The 17,183-nt window shown below is 35.2% G+C and carries 14 protein-coding genes and 1 pseudogene; 9 read left to right on the top strand and 6 right to left on the bottom strand.

Translation table 11 applies throughout. From position 1 onward, the window contains the following. Positions 1–33: 33 nt before the first annotated feature. Genes A9G08_RS02430 through A9G08_RS02415 form a run of 4 tightly spaced genes read right to left on the bottom strand, consistent with a single transcriptional unit; the run spans position 34 to position 2,071 of the window. The gene (locus A9G08_RS02430) at positions 34–282 is read right to left on the bottom strand and encodes an acyl carrier protein (RefSeq protein ID WP_065562160.1); all 249 of its coding nucleotides are present in this window, start codon (positions 280–282) and stop codon (positions 34–36) included. 15 nt (positions 283–297) lie between these two features. Next, positions 298–552: a phosphopantetheine-binding protein gene (locus tag A9G08_RS02425; RefSeq protein ID WP_065562159.1), complete on the bottom strand. Its 255-nt coding sequence runs from the start codon at positions 550–552 to the stop codon at positions 298–300. A gap of 29 nt (positions 553–581) precedes the next feature. Next, complete coding sequence (locus A9G08_RS02420) at positions 582–1,370, bottom strand: lysophospholipid acyltransferase family protein (RefSeq protein ID WP_065562158.1); 789 nt, start codon at positions 1,368–1,370, stop codon at positions 582–584. Beyond that, on the bottom strand, positions 1,352–2,071 hold the full coding sequence (locus tag A9G08_RS02415) for a beta-ketoacyl synthase chain length factor (protein ID WP_065562157.1): 720 nt from the start codon (positions 2,069–2,071) through the stop codon (positions 1,352–1,354). The genes A9G08_RS02420 and A9G08_RS02415 overlap by 19 nt, the downstream gene beginning before the upstream one ends. Positions 2,072–2,207: 136 nt before the next feature. On the opposite strand from A9G08_RS02415, the gene A9G08_RS02410 reads away from it, so the two are divergent. From A9G08_RS02410 to A9G08_RS02395, 4 genes are all read left to right on the top strand, one after another. Beyond that, the gene (locus A9G08_RS02410) at positions 2,208–3,275 is read left to right on the top strand and encodes a methyltransferase (RefSeq protein ID WP_065562458.1); all 1,068 of its coding nucleotides are present in this window, start codon (positions 2,208–2,210) and stop codon (positions 3,273–3,275) included. 26 nt (positions 3,276–3,301) lie between these two features. Continuing rightward, a complete protein-coding gene (locus tag A9G08_RS02405) occupies positions 3,302–3,700 on the top strand; it encodes a hypothetical protein (RefSeq protein WP_065562156.1) in 399 nt (132 codons plus the stop codon). A gap of 298 nt (positions 3,701–3,998) precedes the next feature. Beyond that, the gene (aspT, locus tag A9G08_RS02400; RefSeq protein ID WP_065562155.1) at positions 3,999–5,699 is read left to right on the top strand and encodes an aspartate-alanine antiporter; all 1,701 of its coding nucleotides are present in this window, start codon (positions 3,999–4,001) and stop codon (positions 5,697–5,699) included. A 29-nt stretch (positions 5,700–5,728) separates the two neighbouring features. Then, positions 5,729–7,330, top strand: a complete 1,602-nt coding sequence (locus tag A9G08_RS02395) for a bifunctional aspartate transaminase/aspartate 4-decarboxylase (protein WP_065562154.1) — start codon at positions 5,729–5,731, stop codon at positions 7,328–7,330. A 270-nt stretch (positions 7,331–7,600) separates the two neighbouring features. Here A9G08_RS02395 and A9G08_RS02390 read toward each other — a convergent pair whose 3' ends face one another. After that, entirely contained in the window at positions 7,601–8,140 is a 540-nt protein-coding gene (locus A9G08_RS02390; protein WP_065562153.1) for an HPP family protein, read from the bottom strand. A gap of 114 nt (positions 8,141–8,254) precedes the next feature. Here A9G08_RS02390 and A9G08_RS02385 point away from each other — a divergent pair, with 114 nt between their 5' ends. Beyond that, positions 8,255–8,812: a TetR/AcrR family transcriptional regulator gene (locus A9G08_RS02385; protein ID WP_065562152.1), complete on the top strand. Its 558-nt coding sequence runs from the start codon at positions 8,255–8,257 to the stop codon at positions 8,810–8,812. Positions 8,813–9,115: 303 nt separating this feature from the next. Here A9G08_RS02385 and A9G08_RS11480 read toward each other — a convergent pair. Next, positions 9,116–9,319 (bottom strand): annotated as a pseudogene (locus tag A9G08_RS11480) (transposase); the annotation flags it as partial. A gap of 549 nt (positions 9,320–9,868) precedes the next feature. Here A9G08_RS11480 and A9G08_RS02380 point away from each other — a divergent pair. The 4 genes from A9G08_RS02380 to A9G08_RS02365 all read left to right on the top strand — a co-directional run bounded on the left by A9G08_RS02380 (position 9,869) and on the right by A9G08_RS02365 (position 17,162). After that, the gene (locus A9G08_RS02380; protein WP_065562151.1) at positions 9,869–11,869 is read left to right on the top strand and encodes a TonB-dependent receptor; all 2,001 of its coding nucleotides are present in this window, start codon (positions 9,869–9,871) and stop codon (positions 11,867–11,869) included. A 422-nt stretch (positions 11,870–12,291) separates the two neighbouring features. Beyond that, the gene (locus A9G08_RS02375; RefSeq protein WP_065562150.1) at positions 12,292–14,043 is read left to right on the top strand and encodes an ABC transporter ATP-binding protein; all 1,752 of its coding nucleotides are present in this window, start codon (positions 12,292–12,294) and stop codon (positions 14,041–14,043) included. Then, positions 14,043–15,800 (top strand): ABC transporter ATP-binding protein, encoded by a 1,758-nt coding sequence (locus A9G08_RS02370; RefSeq protein WP_081299454.1) that lies wholly within the window; start codon positions 14,043–14,045, stop codon positions 15,798–15,800. Before A9G08_RS02375 ends, A9G08_RS02370 begins: the two co-directional genes overlap by 1 nt. A gap of 144 nt (positions 15,801–15,944) precedes the next feature. Further along, entirely contained in the window at positions 15,945–17,162 is a 1,218-nt protein-coding gene (locus A9G08_RS02365) for an MFS transporter (RefSeq protein ID WP_065562149.1), read from the top strand. Positions 17,163–17,183 lie beyond the last annotated feature (21 nt).

Genomic DNA, 17,183 nt, shown 5'->3' with positions numbered 1-17,183 from the left:
GCTTTTATTATTAACTTAAATTTATTCATTATGCTATTTAGCATTTAGCAAATTGTACACTGCATCAACCACGTCTTGAACAGTTCTTACTGCTTTAAACGTTTCAGGATCAACTTTTTTGCCTATCTTTTTTTGTAAATGTACAACTAAATCTACTGCATCAATACTATCTAAGTCTAATTCTTCAAAAAGTTTAGATTCTGGCTTAATCTCATCGGCAGATAATTCAAAAAGCTGAACTAGTGCTGATTGTACTTGTTGAAAAATTTGTTGCTTATCCATTAAAAATCTTCCTTATTACTGTTGAGAATTAATAAAATCAGCTAGCGTTTTAACTGAGTAAAATGCTTTTTTGGTTTCTTCACTTTCTGACGATAAAACAATACCATATTGATTTTTGATAGCAAGACCTAGTTCTAATGCATCTATTGAGTCTAAACCTAAACCATCACCAAATAATGGAGCTTGGGTATCGATATCTTCAGATGTGATATCTTCTAAATTAAGCACTTCGATTATTAATGATTTTATATCATGATGTAATTTTTCCATTTAATTTCCCTTTTATCTATTATTCTTTTTTATGGTTCCAGCGTTAATAATGTTGTGAGATGCCTGGTAAGTTTTCTCGCTGCAACAGTTGTATTTTCTTCTAGAAAATCATCTATTTTGATTTTTTCACCTACTGTAATATTAAACAATGCCTTTTTTTCAGGGATGTCATACCATTTTTGTTTTTTTATCAACCATGGTGGATTACATTGAATATGTATTATTCGGATATCAGCATGACACCTTAATGCTATGTTAGCAGCTCCTCTTTGTAACGTTATAGGATGATTAGGTATGCTTCTAGTTCCTTCGGGAAATATCAAAATTCTTCCTTTGTTTGATAAGATTTCATTACATTGTGGTAGTATTTGGCCTGATTCACCGTTTAGTATATAACCTGCTGTTTTTATAATACGACTAATAAAAAGGTTATTGAGTAACGCACCCTTAACTAAGCAATCACATCGACGCATAACTGAAACGAGAAGAACAACATCTAGCAAAGATGGGTGGTTAGCAACAATTAAACATCCGTCATCGTGCTTTAATTTTTCAACTTCATTAAATTGATAGTTGAAAATACATAATAGTTTTACGATCCATAAAAACACTTTAAAGCTAATACTTATGCTGTATTGAGCAATAATAATTCTTTTTTGTTTCTTCCAAACAAATAATCTCAATAAACTAAACCATATCAACGATAAAACGAATAATCCAAAAAGACCAAATATAATAAAACCCAGTGCGGTTGCAAATAATCGCCACCACTGGTTTATAGTATAGAATTTTTGTTTATTTATGTATTTATCGTCCATTGCCAGTCTTGAGATAATCCTTGTATGATGAAATTTTGTTTTTTATTTAGATAAGCATGTAAAAAAGCCAATGATTGAGGATAATTGATTGGATTTTTCTGTGATGTTTTATTAATACTTTGGCATGTTAACTGATTGCCATTTGTTAAGATATAACCTATCGCATAATATGGAATTATTTGATGAATTTCTGTTTGGTAAGATTCAGGAACCATTCCATCAAAATCAATCAATAGTACTTTTTTATCTTTTTGTTGTAGTGTTGGTAGTGCCTCAATCAAACTTTGTTGAAAACCATCATTATTTGCACTAATCGATGTGATAGGGATAGCTTGCTTGGCAATAATTGTGAATAAACCTGAAGCAGTATTATGGACCGATAATGCAAAATCGGTTGGTGAAATGTCATTAGCTTGATTAAGTGAAACTAGTATTTTATATGTTTTTTCAAGTTCACCATGTTGGCTTGAAAAAATCGCTAAATCCACATTATTATTTTCTATGAGCTCTAAAGCAACTTCAACAGCAAGGCGTGAAGAAATGCTCATTCTTCTTGCTTGCATCATAGGCAGTTTATTGAGTTTGGGTATGTGTAAATCCCAATTGTGATTAATCTGTTTTGACCATAATTGCCAGTCAGATTTGGAGGATAAACCAGCAGATAAAGCAAACCAATTTTCGATTGAAAAAGAAAGTCTCATATTAATATTTTTTAATTAATTCTTTACTTAGCAACTTTTTGTAATATTATTAATTCGATAATACTGAAAAAATCTGATTTATTTATACAATACAGTAAAACAATAAAAAGGCAATACATTGACTGGACAAGAAAACATCAAGTATGGATTCAATAAGGAAATTTATACAGCATTAGAAGCAATTACTGAAGCTCAAAAAATTGCCTTTGCTCCTATATTATTCCAAGCCATAATGTGCATGAAAAACAAAGGAATTTTATCTTCTATTGATCAGTCTGGTAAGATTGGTATTAATTTAGAGGATTTAACTAAAAAAGTTTCTTTATCACCTTATGCAATTGAACTTCTGCTGGATGTTGCACTTAGTATGCGTGTCATTTATCAGCAAGACTCCAACTATATTTTAGGTAAAATTGGTCATTTTTTATTGCATGATAAAATGACAGAAGTTAACCTTAATTTTTCCCAAGATATCTGCTACCAAAGTATGTTTTTTCTTCAAGAAGCACTTGAAAAAGGCGAACCGAGTGGCCTCAAAGTTTTTGGTGATGGTAAAACGATTTACCCCATGTTGCAGTCTCTGCCTGAACAAGCAAAAAAAAGTTGGTTTGATTTCGACCATTTTTATTCAGATCACGCTTTTCCTGCTGTTTTACCTCACATCATGAAATTGAACCCTAAACATGTTTATGATATAGGCGGTAATACAGGTAAATGGGCAATTTTTTCGGCTAAACATTTACCTGAAATTCAAGTGACAATCTTAGATTTACCTGAACAAATCTCAGTTGCAAAAGAAAATATTAAAAAATCGGGCTTTGAAGATCGTATTGATGGTATTGGTGTAAATGTACTGGAAACTGATATTTTCCCTAACCAAGCTGATATCTGGTGGATGAGCCAGTTTTTAGATTGTTTTAGTTCAGATCAAATTGTCCATATTTTGAAAACAATACACCGTAGTATGAATGATGATGCTTCTGTTTGTATTATGGATCTTTTTTGGGATCGCCAAAACTTTGAGGCAGGAGCATTAAGTTTAAATGCTTCTTCTCTCTATTTTACTTGTTTAGCAAATGGTAATAGCCGTTTTTACCATTCAAAAGTATTTTATCAATGTCTAAATGAAGCAGGGTTTCACGTTGAGGAAGATATTGATGGGATTGGATTTGGACACACTTTATTAATATGTAAAAAACGTTAATTAAAATTATCCTTAAGGAGTAAACAATGAGATTTTTTAAATATATTGCAGCATTCTTTTTAGTTTCAATATTATTTGGTTGTGCAAGTAAATATCAAGCGCCAAATAGTATTAGTACCCCAGTTAATGGTTTGACTAAAGCACAAGTTAAACAAGCTATTTTAGATAGTGGTACTAAAGGTAGAGCAGCATTTGGTACTTGGAAAATGCAAGCATTAAATAATGATACTATCCGAGGTCAATTATTCAATCGTAAATTTGAAGTTGTTGTTGATATCCCTTACTCTGCAACAGGGTATTCAATTAAGTATGTTTCAGTTAGTTCAAACTTACAAGGTAGTAATGGAAAAGTTCATCGCAACTACAATCGTTGGATAAATAATCTTGATGCTAAAATTAGAGAAAATATTTTCAGAGCAAAATAACGCTTTGAACTTAATGAAATTTATTTTTTAATTAAACCACCTTTAAGCCCAAAAATTGTTTGGGCTTCTTTTTAAGAACAATTTATAGATATTGTAATATGACAATATGTTACTTTTTTAATAATTTGTTATCTCCTAACAATAGTATTAATCGTTAAAATTAACTATCTATTCTTTGCATTGAAGTTTAATATATAACAGTATTCATAAAATGTGATGAATATTAAAGTTCAAGTTCCAATCTTTTCTTTTCTATCTTTTTCTATTTCATAAATTTTAGCACTTGAGGACAATTATTATGTTTCAATGGCTTTCAAATTGGATTTTAGATGGACTTAAACATTCACCAGAAATACTTTTATTTCTCTCACTGAGCTTAGGGTATTTGATTGGTGGTATTCGAATTGGTAAATTTCAATTAGGTGGAGTGGCTGGTTCCCTACTAGTTGCTGTCGCATTAAGCGTGTTTGGTGTTACGGTTGATGCTGGTGTCAAAGCTGTACTTTTTGCTTTATTTATTTATGCAGTAGGGTTCGAAAGTGGACCACAATTCTTTCGTTCATTGGGGGTTAAAACCCTTCGTGAAATCTTTTTAGCATTATTTATTGCCGTTGCTGGCTTTGTTACAGTGCTCGTTTTAGCCAAATTATTCCATTTAGATAAAGGTCTTGCTGCTGGTTTAGCTGCAGGAGGATTAACCCAATCAGCAATAATGGGGACGGCATCAGATGCTCTTACTCAGTTAGGTTTAAGCCCTGAAGAGTTAAGCCGATTACAAGGTAATGTGACTATTGGATATGCCGTAACTTATATTTTTGGTTCACTCGGAGCCATAATTGTCTGTGTTAATATTTTACCTAAAATTATGGGTCGTGAAATTAACGATGATGCAATTCAGGCAGAAGCAGAACAATTACATGGTTCACTTTTATTAGGTAGTGGTCAGAACTTTGCCTTATCAGATGTAACTGGTCGTTTATATCGTATTACCAATAAAGTTAATCAGACCGTTGAAAGTTTAGAAAAGGTGATTAACGGTATAAGCATTGAACGAATCAAACGTGGTAATCGTATTATTGAAGCTGGACCAGAAACTTTATTAAAGGCCAAAGATATTATTTTAGTTGTCGGCCATCGTGATGCCATGATTAAAGCCACTGATTTATTAGGTGAAGAGGTGAATTCGGCACAGGGTATGGATGTGGTTATGAATACTCAAGATGTCGAAATGCGCAATACACGTTATGTTGGTCAAAACTTAACGCAAGTGCTTTCATCTGATGAAGTAATGAAACTAAAACATGGTATTTATTTAATTGCTGTCCATCGCGATGGGCAACCATTGCCATTAAATAATGATATGGTGTTCAAATTAGGTGACATTATTACGGTTTATGGTACTGATGGTGACTTAAGGCGAGTAGTTGATAAAATTGGTGCGCCGATAACAAAGAGCGAAAAAACTGACTGGATATTCCATGGTTTAGGTCTTGTCGTTGGCCTTATTATTGGTCTTATTGTAATTCGTGTTAGTGGTATTCCAATTACCTTAGGTGCTGGTGGTGGTGCTTTGTTATCAGGCTTATTATTTGGATGGTATCGATCTTTGCATCAAACTGTTGGAAACATCCCAACGGGTGCGGTGCAATTACTTAAAGATTTTGGTCTAGCTGGCTTCGTAGCAGTAGTTGGTTTAAGCTCTGGATTGCAAGCTATTGATACCATTAAAGATCAAGGTATTTCTTTATTTCTAATTGGCGTTGTAGTTACTTTATTGCCTATGTTGCTTGGTATTTACTTTGGTAAGTATGTGCTGGGTTATAAAAATTCTGCAGTATTCGCTGGTGCTTTGGCGGGTTCTCGTAGTGCAAATCCAGCTTTTGGTGAAGTACTAAATAAAGCGGGTAACTCAACACCTACTAACTCTTTTGCTATTACCTATGCTTTAGCTAATGTTTTCCTAACTTTATTAGGGCCATTAGTTGTTGCTTTTGTTTAATTGACATCTCAAATTAAGGATACATGGTTATGAAAAGTAATAATGAATATGCAAAATATGCGAATTTAAGTCCTTTTGAATTGAAAGATAATTTAATTAAACTAGCACAAAGCCATACTGACCGTGTAATGTTAAATGCGGGGCGTGGTAATCCTAATTTCTTGGCAACATGGCCACGACAAGCTTTTTTCCAACTTGGTGTTTTTGCTTTGCAAGAGTCTGAAATGTCTTTTTCATATATGAATGAAGGTATAGGAGGAATGCCAATTAAGGCTGGTTTAACAGGTCGTTTTGAACATTTTGTCCGTCAAAATTATCAAACTCCTGGCGTGTCATTTTTAGGTAAAGCGTTTTCATATATTCGCGATCAACTTGGTCTAGATGAAAATGCCTTCTTACAAGAGATGGTGGAAGGTATTTTGGGCTGTAACTATCCAGTACCTGATAGAATGCTGCATTTTAGTGAAGAGGTGGTTAAAGCCTATGTTCTTTCTCAAATGGGTGCGCAATATTTAAGACGAGATGATCTTGATCTATTTGCTGTTGAAGGTGGTACTGCTGCAATGGCTTATATTTTCAATTCAATGAAAGAAAATAACTTAATCCAAAAAGGTGATAAAATTGCAATTGGTGCACCTATTTTTACGCCGTATTTGGAAATTCCAGAGCTTAATGATTATCAATTGGTTGAAGTGTTAGTTAATTCTGATCCTGATAAAAATTGGCAATATCCAGAAGCCGAATTGCGCAAATTAGAAGATCCTTCCATCAAAGCATTTTATTTAGTTAACCCATCTAATCCACCATCAGTAAAAATTGATGATAAAAGTTTGAAAATCATTGCTGATATTGTGAAAAAACGTCCAGATTTAATTATTTTAACTGATGATGTTTACGGTACATTTGCTGATGATTTCCAATCCTTATTTGCTATTTGCCCTAAAAATACGATTTTAGTTTATTCATTCTCTAAGTATTTTGGTGCAACAGGTTGGCGTTTAGGTGTGATTGCAATAGCACACGATAATATTTTAGATAACAAAATTAAAGCATTACCAAGCAAGGCTAGACAGATTTTAGATAAACGTTACAGCTCAATTGTGACCGATCCTGAAAATCTTAAATTTATCGATCGTTTAGTAGCAGATAGCCGTGCGGTTGCGTTAAATCACACCGCTGGTCTTTCTACGCCACAACAGGTTCAAATGGTGTTATTTGCATTATGTGAGATGATGGATACCGATCAAAGTTATAAAGCCGCATTAAAATCGTTAATTCGTCGCCGAGCAGCATCACTGTATCAACATTTAGGACTTGAGCATCATACTGATGAAAATAGTGTCGATTATTATACCTTAATTGATCTAGAACATATTTGTCGTGAACTTTATGATGATAAGTTTGCTAAATGGATCTTAAAAAATAAAAATCCGTCTGAAATGTTATTTAGAATTGCTGATGAAGCTGGTGTAGTTTTATTACCAGGTAAAGGGTTTGCAGTGCAACATCCATCTGCTCGGGCTTCATTAGCTAACTTAAATGAATATCAATATGCAGCGATTGGTTTATCTATGCGTAAACTGGCACAAGAGTATTATGCAGAGTACCAAGGTAAAGCTAATAAAAAATAGATAATCATACTGATTAACTTATCAACTCTACTATCAAACCCTAGATTATCTAGGGTTTTTTCTCTTATATCTCTCAAATTTCATTATGAATATTAGTTATTCAATTCTAATAAGAAACAAGTTAATTCAATAATATTGATTTTTTATATCGTTGTTTAATGGCTTTTTTTATGGATGTGACTGTAAATCATAACACAATGTTCAACACTATTTCATATAGCAACACATTTTGAATGTTCTCATAAAATTATTACTTTGCATCTAATTTAATCACTTCTCCTTTTTATCATTAAAAAATGCTAACCAATAAATTGGCCACTGGTTTTTAGATAGTAGATTGTTAACAGCATAGGCTATTATTACCAGAGAGATGGAGCCTGAAAGCACGGGAAACAATAAAAAGCTGAAATCGTAATTAACCTGACTTGCTGTTAATAATATAACCAACGGATTAGCACCTGCTGGTGGATGTACACATCTTAAGAATTGCATTGCTGCAATAGCACAACCCACCGCTAAAGCAGTAATAAAAATTGAATCACCAAATAATTTCAAAAATATAAGACCAATAAATGCTGATATAAGATGCCCAAAAATTACATTCCTTGGTTGTGCAAGAGGAGACTGAGAAACAGCAAATAAGATGACACATGAAGCTCCAAACGGAGCCATAATAAAATAGCTACCAGAATAGATAGTCAGATATTCCAGAGTTAAAATTGCCAAAGTTCCGCCTAACAGTCCTTGAAATAAATCAAGTAATTTAGGTCTATTAGGTAGTTTTTCACTACCCCAAAGAAAGAATTTCATTAATTGTTTTCCTTATAAGTTATAATATATGAATAGAAAATATGAACAGATCTGTACACAAAATTGATAGTAGTACAGATCTGTTCACTTTGCAATTTATTTAGGTGATTTATTTTGAAAAAAACAAATGAATTAATTATTAAGACAGCAGAAAAACTGTTTTATCGAACTGGTTTTTCTAGTGTAGGAGTAGATGATATTAGGGATATATCAGGATGTTCTAAAACAACTTTATACAATCACTTTGGAAGCAAAGATAAACTTATCGTAGAAGTGTTAAAACATAGAGACTCAATATTTCGTTCAAAGCTTGAGGATTCTATTAAAGGACTCAATGGAAAAAATGCTATTTTGGAAATATTCAAATGGCATAAAAATTGGTTTTCTGAAGTGGATTATAATGGCTGTTTATTCATGCGAGCAGTTGAGGAAATGCGTGAAACCTTGCCTTGCGTATCAGATATACTTATGGAGCATAAAGAATTTGTTAGACATCTAATTTATTCAAAACTTGAAGATTATTCAGATAAAGAGTCTTTGACAAATAAACTGATGGTGATTTTTGAAGGATTAATTAATATTAGTGTAGTGTATAAAAATGATAGGGATCTTAATGATCAGATTGAACAAGATACCATTAATTTAGTGTCAGACTTGTTGAATAGGCACTAAGTATACAAGTAGGTATTGGTAGAGTTTATTATAATCACTTTAAGGTTATTCGTTTTTATCTATAATAATCTAATATGTTGGGTGAGGTAATAAGTTTAAAAGTTACAATTTATTCTAACTGTATGTTCTAAGCTAATTTTAAGTAATATAGTTTAAGAAGAATAATTTATTAATTTTTGAATTGTAACTAATTGATTAATATTTATAATCCATGGTGGAAGCGCTAACTTATCAAAAACATGCAAGGTATTTCCAAATATGAATATGACACATATTCAGGTGTCTGATGATGGTTTTGCATGGCTTCAGGCGGCGATTTTCATCTTCAAATTCTTTAAGCCTTTTGATATCAAAGGTTTCCATCCAGCCGTACTTGGCTTTCCAGTTGTAATAACAGGCCTCTAATATACCTGCCTCACGACAAACGTTTTTGACAGTACGTCCTGCATCAACAGATTTATGGACGGAAATATGCAAATAAGTGATCAAAATATTTAGTATTCCCATTAATAATTCAATTTTGCGCAAAAAACAATCTTAACCTTGGGTAATAAAGGGAATGCATATCTTTTAGAAAATCGGCCAATATAAATGTTTTTTGAATTAATTTATTTAATATCAATGTATTAAATTAATTTAACGTGATTAAAAAGTAAACAATTGATAGTTTTGACAATAAGTTTGCAATATGATATAAGATCATTAACTGATAATGATTATCAATATCATCGATAGTCAATTTTATCTATGTATGAGTAAATAAAATTTTGTTTAAAAAGTAAAAATGGCTGTTTAACAGAATGTTATTGCATAAAAACGACAAATCAAACCTTTGAGGATGATGTTTTTGGGAAGTTGGTGATAATTCAGAATTGACTAAAATATTTCAGCGAGAGTTTCACACTTATTTTCGACTGATTGGAGTCTACGGTTATCCTGTTTTATTCAATAAAACGAACACACTAACAAACCAGAAATCGGAATTTTGGATTTGGTACTAGCTGGTCATTAATATGCCGCAATATGTGAATAACATAATAATAATAGGATTTGTACATGAAAAGTTTAAAGTCTAAATTAAGTTTATTTAGCTTGTGCATGATTAGTGGCTACAGCGCGGTTAGTATGGCAAATGAGGTCAGTAATAAAACAGAACAACCTGACGATACGATTATTGTCTCCGGCGAAAGAGTTGACCGCAGCGAGGTTGAAACCGGCTCAAGTGTTAACATTATTACCAATAAAGAGCTGGAGCGCCGTCCAGATCTCCACTCTTTAACTCAGGTATTAAAGGAAACACCCAATATCATAGATACAGGGTTGGGAAATGAATTACCGACAATCCGTGGTATTGAGGGATCGAACGCGCACGGTTCTACGGCGTTCTTTACCGGCGCGCGTCCTCGCTTTAACATTTCAATCGATGGCCGTACCTCAAACTATAACGAAGTGGCGTTTGGTATTAAATCACTATGGGATATCAAGCAGATCGAAGTGTATCGCGGTCCGCAAAGCTATGCGCAGGGCCGTAATTCTATTGCCGGATCTGTGGTTATGCAAAGTAACGACCCAGTCAATGAATACGAAAGTGCAGTAAAGTTTGATTACGGTAATCAAAATCGTCGCCAGTACGCAGCGATGCTTTCGGGGCCAGTGCTCAAAGATGAATTATTATTTCGGCTGAGCATGGATCGACAAGAGAGACAGTCATATGAACATCTTGCTAATTATTCTCCGGCCGGTAACTCGCGTAAATTTGAAGCGACTACAGTGAGAGGCAAGCTTTATTGGTTACCATCAACACTCCCTGATTTCTATAGTCGCTATACGTTTTCTCATATTGACTCGCAGGCTCCTCAGGGCGAGTTTAAGCCACGTAATAAGTCTGAAACTTACCGTTCAGTATTCCAAGTACGTTCAGCGAGCAATATTTGGGATATTGGTTATCAAATAAATGATGTTTTAGAATTTGAAAATAAAGTTATTTATTCAAACTATATTCAGGATCGCTATGCGCTTCGATCCGGTGGACCCGCTCGTGTAGAAGGCCATGAAGTTCAGGTTGAACCGATATTGAGATTTAATACTGGCGACTATCGCGGTTTATTTGGTTTGTTTTACTACACCTCACCGCAAGATGAAGCGGTGTTTTTAATTAATAAAAACAATTATCACGATAAAACTGAAACTAAAGCGATATATGGCGAAGTGACATTTAACCCCTTAGAATATATTGAAGTAAATATGTCTGCTCGATATGAGCAGGAGGATCATAAACGCAATGGCGGTAATCTCTTTGTTGTGAACTACAAAAGTAAAGAAAAGGAATTCCTGCCTAAACTTGACCTAGCCTATCTCTTTAGCGACGCTCATCGCATTGGTGCTAAGGTAGCGCGAGGTTATAACCCAGGAGGTGCCGGAATCTCATTTATTCCACCCTTTGCAACATATGAATATGATACTGAGTATGTGTGGAGTTATGAGTTGTATCATCGCTGGATTTCACCAAATAATCGCCTGAAACTGAGAACCAATCTCTTTTATAATGACTATAAAAATTTACAGCTTCCTTATTATAATATTTTTGGTAGTCCGGTAATTGATAATGCCGATAAAGCAGTGACTTATGGTGTAGAGTTTAATCTTAATTGGCAAGCAACGGATGATTTAAATCTTTTTGCAGGCGTTGGGTTGCTGAAAACTAAAATTAAAGAATATAAGGGGAATCCGAGTTATGAAAATAATAAACTCAGTCGTTCTCCCGGTTATACATTCAATATAGGGGGGAATTATACATTGCCAGCGGGCTTTGAAATCGGCGCAAATGTAAATTACACCGACTCTTATTACTCATCGGTATCCAATAGTAAAAATTCGAAAACCAACGGATACTCACAGGCAAACGCGCATATAACCTATAACTTCAAACATGGCGGTATAACGCTCTATACCGAAAATGCATTCAACTCTAATGAAAAAACTAAAATTATCGACGGTGGATATACAACTTATCAACAACCTCGTTTGGTGGGTATTTCTACAGAGCTGAGATTCTAAGAATGATAGTTACTGTATTATTATCAATGTGATTTAAAGTATATGAGCCACTCAAATAATACTCGATTCCCTATGTCTGATACTCTTGGCACTATACTACACAAGAGGTTATTAATCTTGCCGAAGGAGAGCATAAGGAAAGATATCTGGGCGAAAATTATTTAGCAATTAATGGTTATGTTTGGCCGCAATGACGTAAAGATTGTGTCACAGGCGGCAGTAGAGAAATGGTTGACCTATACTACGCAATGGCTGGGTAGTCATATATCTAGGCGGACATTTTTACTTAAATGATAAAAGTGCGCGTCAGGATTTACTGGAAAAGATAGTTGATATAAGTAGGTTGTTGACAGATGGTCAACTGTAATAGCCATTGGACTTTTTCATTGCATGATAGATATAGGCTAAGGAGACACTTAATTATGAATTACACGGATATATTTCTGCCCGTAAAGAAAAAAGTATCTTATTCTATATTTTTGGCATCAATTGCTCAGGTGCTTAAACTGAGTATCTGGCTAATGTTGATTTGGGTTCTACACCAATTGATGTTGGATGCCAGTGTCTTCCCGGGACTGCCGATTGTTTCTTTGCTTATTCTGAGCATTCTTTTTTATACGCTGAGAACTTATGCCCATGATAAGTCTCACTATGCGGCATTTGAACTAGAAAAAATATTACGAACTAGGCTTATCAAAAAGATCAATCAATTGCCAATTGAAACGGTTAGAAACATGGGCAGCGGGAATCTTGTTAAAACATTAATTGATGATATTAAAGAATTACATGCTTTTGTGGCTGATGCTCCGCCCTTAAAAGCTGAGGCATTCGTTACCCCAATTTTTACCTTACTCGTTTTATTTATCTTTAATTGGGTCTTTGCAAGCATTGTATTCGCCATCACTTTAGTTACTTTTCTGCTGCTGAGTTTTATCATGAAAAAAGGCAAGCTTTTAAAGGAAAGCTATAACAATGCAACTATTCAAATCAACGGTAAAATCATTGAATATATTCAGGGAATGAGTGCGGTAAGAACATTTGATGCTGGGGAGGGGGCATTCGGTCAATATCAAAAAGCGCTGGAAAACTATTGTCAGGTGGTCTTCCATTGGTTGCAATCTATGCGATTGTCTTCAAAAATTGCCCGCAGCCTTTTTTCTGCTATGCCGATGAGTATCATATTAGTCGTTGGATTGAGCGTAGCCCAGCTAAATGACCAAATCTCTTTTATCACGACGTTCTGTTTTTTATTGCTGGCGATCGGTATTGCAGAAAGTGTTCATCCAGTGATGAATCTGTTCCAGATATTACAAAAGTCAAAGGTAGCAATAGAAAGGATATTTGAAGTTGAAAACCTGCCAATTTTAACGGCTCCCTCCAACCCGCTATTACCTGACAGTAATGAGATCATTTTCAAAAACGTTGGGTTTTCTTACCAGAATTCTGGCACTGTTTTATCCAATATCAATCTCAAAATTCCTGAGAATTCATTTACTGCTCTTATTGGTACATCTGGTTCTGGCAAGACAACACTGACAAATCTCATTCCACGCTTTCTTGATACCACCTCTGGAACGATAACTTTAGGTGGAGTGAATATAAAAGATATTCAATACGCTGAACTTATGTCGAGAATTTCATTTGTTTTTCAGGATAACTTTTTATTTTCATGTTCAATCGCAGATAACATACGCTATGGGTTAAACGCTATCTCTGATGAGGATATCATTGAAGCCGCCAAAAAAGCTGAAATACATGACTTTATTATGACACTGCCTGAACAGTATAACACGCAGGTTGGAGAAAGAGGGCAGCTATTATCAGGCGGTCAGAAACAGAGGATCACCATTGCCCGGGTTTTTCTACAAAATCGACCGATCGTTATTTTAGATGAACCGACGGCTTTTTCGGATGCTCGAAATGAAGCGTTGCTGTTAAAAGCTTTTAACCGTTTAATTGATAAAAATAAAACTGTCATTATGGTAACCCACCGCTTATCGACTGTTGTCAATGCCGACCAAATAATATTATTGGATAAAGGGATGATTAAAACTCATGGGACACATAATGATTTAATCGAAAATTCAAGTGATTATAAATTGTTATGGCAAGAGTATAACAAAGCCCAAAGTTGGTCGATTCCAGCCAATAATTTGGCTGATGGAGAAAAGTGATGAAAGAGTATATTAATACACATACACGCACAACAAAATCATTGCTGACAACGTATATTGGCTTAATCAATGCGGCAGGTAAGCAAAAGAAAATATTGATCTGCAGTCTGATTTATACTGTGATTTCCTCTTCTCTATTTGGCGTTTCGTTGGTTTTTCTCTATCCTTTATTTGTTGCGCTAGAAGCCAAAAGTGTTACTGCAACAGTCACTCATTTAATTATTGTTGTTGTTCTGCTGGTTGGTAGCTTTATTTTTAAGGTACTTTGTGAACGCTATGATGCGGATGGTTATTCGACTCTGGCAGTTACCGAGCTAAGGGAAAAATTAGGCAACAAGCTACGGCATATTTCCTTAGATTATTTAAGTCAGTTTAGATCAGGCGAAATAAATTACCTTATGATGCAAAGCGTAAATGAAGCGGCAGTATTTACCTTTATGCTACTCAATATCATCATTACCGGCGTGGTTATACCATTGTCAGCTGCAATCGCCTTGTTATTTTACAGTTGGCAACTTTCTTTGATGATGCTCTTTGTCTTTCCAATGGCAATTCCACTCTACCTGTGGCGTAGAAGGGCCTATCGCAGAGGTTTTAGCATTCTGGCAGAAGCCAATGCAAAATTAAAAGGTGAAGCTGTCGAGTTTGTACAAGGGCTTGATGTATTGAAATCGACAGGTCAAACCGAAGAGAAGATGACAGATTTTATTAAGGTGGCAACAGATGTGGCGAATATACTGCACATTGGCACAAAAAAAGGGGAAAAACCTAACTTAATAATTACTATCGTGATTCAAGTTGGTTTGATCCTTATCATCTCGTTAGGTGCGTATTTGGTAAATGCTGCGACCATTTCCTACCTATTGTTAGCCACTGTGTTATTAATTGTTGCTCGTTCCACGGATGTATTAAACTCTTTTGTACAATTGTCATCGATGCTTGAATCATTGGTTATCGGGTATGAAAAGTTGCAGGAACTGTTAAATGCACCGTCATTACCTGAAAAAAAGGCAGAGATTATGCCTGAGCACTACGATATTGAATTTGAACGAGTTAACTTTTCGTACCGGGGTCAAGACAAGTACGTGCTTAAGGATATATCCCTTCAGATTCCAGAAAAAGCATTAACCGCTTTGGTCGGTGTCAGCGGCTGCGGTAAGACTACGATAACCAAGCTTATTCTTCGGTTTGCTGATGTAATATCAGGCAGTATTAAAATTGGTGGTATCGATATTCGAGATATGTCTCAGAGGCAGTTAATGAGTCTAGTCTCTGTCGTATTTCAGGATGTTTATTTGTTTCAGGACACCATTATTAATAACATTAGAATGGCAAAATTATCCGCTAGCGACGAGGAAGTCATCGAAGTTTGTAAACAGGCGAATTGCCACGAATTTATCCAGAATTTACGCGATGGTTATCAAACACAACTCAATGACATTGGTAAAAGTCTCTCTGGTGGGGAAAGACAGCGTATCTCTATTGCCAGAGCCATTTTGAAAAACGCGCCTATTCTTATCCTCGATGAGCCAACTGCCGCACTCGATACTCAGAATGAACTGGCAGTGCAAAAGGTGATTAATAAGCTCGTGCAAGGGAAAACGGTATTAGTCATCGCCCATCGACTTTCAACTATCATCGGCGCTGAGCAAATTGTGGTTATTGATAAAGGCGAAATTGTGGAAAGTGGTACTCATCAGCAGTTATTGCAGCGAGATGGGATTTATAAAGAGTTTTGGCATCTCCAGCAAAATTAAACCCATCAGCCGCATTAATGTTGTTGCCCACTGCGAGTTACAAAGGGTAGGCAGCTTAATGTATTGCAACATTCTTAGTCGTTTGCTTTGCGTCTTTGAAATTGGGTAGTAAGTTTTTAGCAAATTCCTTATTGTGAGGTTGATATGCAAAAGAAGACATTGTCTTTATCGTTTATTTGTTTGTTGATAACCGTTTTTTTAGACCAAATCGGTTTATTTCTTATCTACCCGATTATTCCCTCTTTGTTGGAATCGGTAACTCACGAGAGTGTCGTTGATAATGCACTTATCGGTGGGTGGCTGTTAGCGACCTTTGGTATTATGCAGTTTATCTTTGCGCCAGTGATGGGGGCTATTTCCGATAAATTTGGTCGCAAACCCGTTTTAATTGTTTGCTTTGCGGCATTTACCCTTGATTATTTTTTATATGCCATTAGCCAAAATCTATACCTTTTGTTTTTAGCCCGAATTATCGCAGGTGTTGCTGGATCTTCAGTCATTGTTTCTCTGGCAAGCGTCGCGGATATGAGCGATGAAAAAAGTAAAATGCAGAATTATGGGTTTATTTTTGGTGTGATGAGTTTGGGCTTAGTTATTGGTCCGGCTATCTCAGCAGTTGCTGTTCAGTCGGGGATAAGAGTGCCTTTTTATGTTGCCGCCATCTTTAGCTTGCTGGGGTTGCTGTGTATTATTTTCTTTTTTAAAGAGACACTGCCTAAAGAGAAGAGAAGGGCTTTCAAACTTGATAATCCATTCTCTTCAGTAGCCTATTTTCTTAAGTATAAAGGTTTATATCACCTGTTTATTGTGCAAATTCTCTTTATGTTTGCGACTCAGTTTTCTATTACCCTGTGGCCATTTTTTACAAAATATCGTTTTACATGGAATGATAGTCAAATCGCAACCTCTTTTGTCATCCTTGGGCTCGGAGCCTTATTTGCCCAAACAGTTTTGCTTAAGTTGGTTCGCTATGTGCTAAGCGATCGTCAAGTTCCTCTGTTAGGTTTCATTTTATTTGCGCTGGGGTTGACATGTATTGCTCTTTCTAACACTACTTTAGCTATATATATGTCGATGATGATTTATAGTTTTTCAAGCATCAGTAACTCCTCCATAGTAAGTATCTTTTCATCGCAGGTTGCTGATTCTGAGCAAGGGCAGTTAATGGGGGCATTATCGTCTATTACCAATTTCTGGGCTGTATTAGGACCAGTTTGTGCGACCAGTATGTATTACTTTACGGTGAGTCTGCCCTTACCTAATAGCGATGGCTACCCCTTTATTTTTTCAGCTATCTTGGTATTGATATGCTTAATCCCGCTGTCTACGGGATTAAAAATAGCAACTTCTAAACATAATTAACCGTTGTCACGATAAGGTTTG

It is taken from the genome of Gilliamella sp. wkB195 (assembly GCF_001690445.1).
GTDB lineage: Bacteria > Pseudomonadota > Gammaproteobacteria > Enterobacterales > Orbaceae > Gilliamella > Gilliamella apicola_E.
The sequence above is the reverse complement of the archived record's forward strand: the minus strand, read 5'-3'. Positions and strand labels throughout refer to the sequence as shown.

Excerpts from the sequence above, each read along its gene's own strand:
- A9G08_RS02430 (WP_065562160.1), bottom strand. The coding sequence starts at position 282 with ATGGATAAGCAACAAATTTTTCAACAAGTACAATCAGCACTAGTTCAG.
- A9G08_RS02365 (WP_065562149.1), top strand. The coding sequence starts at position 15,945 with ATGCAAAAGAAGACATTGTCTTTATCGTTTATTTGTTTGTTGATAACC.
- A9G08_RS02415 (WP_065562157.1), bottom strand. The coding sequence starts at position 2,071 with ATGAGACTTTCTTTTTCAATCGAAAATTGGTTTGCTTTATCTGCTGGT.
- A9G08_RS02420 (WP_065562158.1), bottom strand. The coding sequence starts at position 1,370 with ATGGACGATAAATACATAAATAAACAAAAATTCTATACTATAAACCAG.
- A9G08_RS02370 (WP_081299454.1), top strand. The coding sequence starts at position 14,043 with ATGAAAGAGTATATTAATACACATACACGCACAACAAAATCATTGCTG.
- A9G08_RS02380 (WP_065562151.1), top strand. The coding sequence starts at position 9,869 with ATGAAAAGTTTAAAGTCTAAATTAAGTTTATTTAGCTTGTGCATGATT.
- aspT (WP_065562155.1), top strand. The coding sequence starts at position 3,999 with ATGTTTCAATGGCTTTCAAATTGGATTTTAGATGGACTTAAACATTCA.
- A9G08_RS02375 (WP_065562150.1), top strand. The coding sequence starts at position 12,292 with ATGAATTACACGGATATATTTCTGCCCGTAAAGAAAAAAGTATCTTAT.
- A9G08_RS02425 (WP_065562159.1), bottom strand. The coding sequence starts at position 552 with ATGGAAAAATTACATCATGATATAAAATCATTAATAATCGAAGTGCTT.
- A9G08_RS02390 (WP_065562153.1), bottom strand. The coding sequence starts at position 8,140 with ATGAAATTCTTTCTTTGGGGTAGTGAAAAACTACCTAATAGACCTAAA.
- A9G08_RS02395 (WP_065562154.1), top strand. The coding sequence starts at position 5,729 with ATGAAAAGTAATAATGAATATGCAAAATATGCGAATTTAAGTCCTTTT.
- A9G08_RS02405 (WP_065562156.1), top strand. The coding sequence starts at position 3,302 with ATGAGATTTTTTAAATATATTGCAGCATTCTTTTTAGTTTCAATATTA.